At 28.1% G+C, this 2522-nt stretch carries 1 protein-coding gene; it reads left to right on the top strand.

Features of this window, described 5'->3' with window-relative positions:
- The first annotated feature begins 316 nt into the window (after nt 1-316).
- Entirely contained in the window at nt 317-2431 is a 2115-nt protein-coding gene (locus tag COL3_RS26480) for a methyl-accepting chemotaxis protein (protein ID WP_008428221.1), read from the top strand.
- The last annotated feature ends 91 nt before the right edge of the window (nt 2432-2522 follow it).

Here is a 2522-nt window from a genome sequence, read left to right as displayed (position 1 = left end):
AGGCGAATAAGATTTCTTTTTTATTCTTTTTCCATACAAAACCTAATTAAACAGCTTTTTAAATAAGTTATCCACAGATTTTACTGCTTTATAAATTCCTAAAGAATAAAAAATATTGAAACCTTCGGGTTTCTTTTTTTATGCCTAATTACCTCTACAATTTACTCTCCTAACTTAAATATATTTAAATTTTATGCCTATATAACAGTATTTTAGTGCAGCTTGCATATATACTTTTGGAAATTATTTATTTATAATAAAAAAATTATAATATAGACAAGTATACAGTTAATTCACAAAAAGGGGGGTATTAAAAATGAAATTATCAAACATATTTAATAAATTTACAGTACATAAAAAACATAAGCAAACTTCTGCCCAAAATGAAAATTCTATTAAAGTTCGCAGAAATCTATTTAATTTTAATAAAGATTCAATTAGTTTTAGGGTTCTTGCAAGAGTCCTTCCGGTTGTAATAATAACGTTATTAGTGCTTACAATCTGTACTTACTATTTAGGTCAAAAAGTTCTTTATTCTAATAGTAAAGATTTTATTAATCAAATAAGTAAAATTACTGCACAAGATATTAATGATATTATGACTAATCAAATTAACTCTGTTGAAAGTTTAGCACACAATCCATTTATTGCAAGTACTAGTACTCCGCTAGACGATAAATTGAAAATTTTATTAAAAGAAAAAGAATTTAAACAATATTCAAATATGGGAATTGCAACGCCTGATGGAAAGTTAACATTAATAAATGGTGATGTTATGGATATAAAGGATACAGATTATTTTAAATCTGCAGAAAATGGAATTTCATATATTTCAGAACCCTTTATTAATAATTCAAAGAGCAGCGTAAATAAAAGTTATGTAATTGCAATATCAGCTCCTATCCAAGACGATCACAATCATATTAATGTGCTTGTTGCTTTTAAATCTGGTGATGATATATCTAATCTAAGTAAGAAAATATCATTTTTAAATTCAGGCAAAGCTTTTGTTGTTAATGCAAATGGTAAACTTCTAGGCTATTCTAACAATTCTTATGTACAACAAGGAATGAATGTCACTGATTTAATTACAAATATCGATGGATCAAAAGCCGATGACTTAATCAGTTCCATTTCCTCTGGGAAAAGCGGTGCTCAAGATGTTATTTGCGAAGGTAAAGAACAAATATTGTCTTATTCCATAGTGCCAACTACAGGATGGTGTGTAATAGCTGCGGTGGATAAGATGGATTTATTAAGTTCCTTTAATAATTTAAAGGTAGTTAATATTGTTATGGGAATTATTAGTCTAATCTTAATATCACTAACCTTAATATATGTAGTATCCAAAATTTCTAAAAACATTTTATATGTAGTAGATATAATGAAAAGTTTTGCTTCTGGTGATTTTTCAAAAAAAATAGATACTAAGTATTTTAAGAAAAAATCCGAAACAGGAATTATGTGCAAATCTCTTGTCGAGATTCAAAAATCCCTTAACAAAAATATTGATGCAATTGAGTTAAACTCATCACACCTTAGTAATGAATCAAAAGGGCTTTTATCTATTTCTGAAGAACTATCATCACTTATCGAAACTATAGTTCAAGCCATTAGTAATATATCAGAAGGAATTATGAATCAATCTAATAGTTTAACCAGCAGTACAAATAATCTAAATGAGTTCGGAAACAAGATTTCAATACTTACTGACAAAGTTAATGATGTTACTATAGCTTCCGCTAATATTGGAGATAGATCTAAAAAAGGCAACAATGAGCTTAAATCATTAATTTCATCCATGGAGCTTCTTAACACCAATTTTGATAAATTTAATTCTTCATTAAACTTAATGACAACAGATATTAAAGAAGTTAATGAAATGACTAATTTAATTAATGATATAGCAGAACAAACCAATTTACTTGCTCTAAATGCAGCAATAGAGGCCGCTAGAGCTGGCGAAGCTGGAAAGGGATTTGCTGTTGTTGCAGATGAAATAAGAAAGCTTGCAGAAATGAGTAAAACCTCTGCACAAAGTATCTATTCTATAGTATCCAAAGTTATAAAAAATACTGATGATATAGCAATTAACACAGATAACATTACTCATGATGTCAAGAATCAAACGCTTACTGTCAATAATACAATTGCTGTTTTTAAAGAAATTTCTAAGGCCATTGAGGAAATGATTCCGAATATGGACTCAATTGCTGAAGATTTTGTTAAATTAAATGCAGAAAAAGATTCTTTAGTAACTAACATTTCTGAAATTTCCTATGTATCTGAGCAAATTTCAGCAACTACCCAAGAAATTTATGCTTCATCAGAAGAACTAAGCTCAGCAAGTTCAGAAGTAGCAAATTCAGCAAAAAAAGTTAGTAACTCATCAATCGAATTAAACGAAAGTTTCAATCAATTCACGTTTTAAATATAATATGGGACATTTTAACTAGACTTATGTGATAGCTTACCGAAATAATAAATATTTTTATTACGAAAAACTATGAAAATATCGCTGA

It is taken from the genome of Clostridium sp. LS (assembly GCF_002760435.1).
In the GTDB taxonomy this organism is placed as follows: domain Bacteria; phylum Bacillota; class Clostridia; order Clostridiales; family Clostridiaceae; genus Clostridium.
The sequence above is the reverse complement of the archived record's forward strand: the minus strand, read 5'-3'. Positions and strand labels throughout refer to the sequence as shown.

What these genes read in the sequence shown, in the direction of transcription:
- COL3_RS26480 (WP_008428221.1), top strand. Translation starts at nt 317, where the DNA reads ATGAAATTATCAAACATATTTAATAAATTTACAGTACATAAAAAACAT.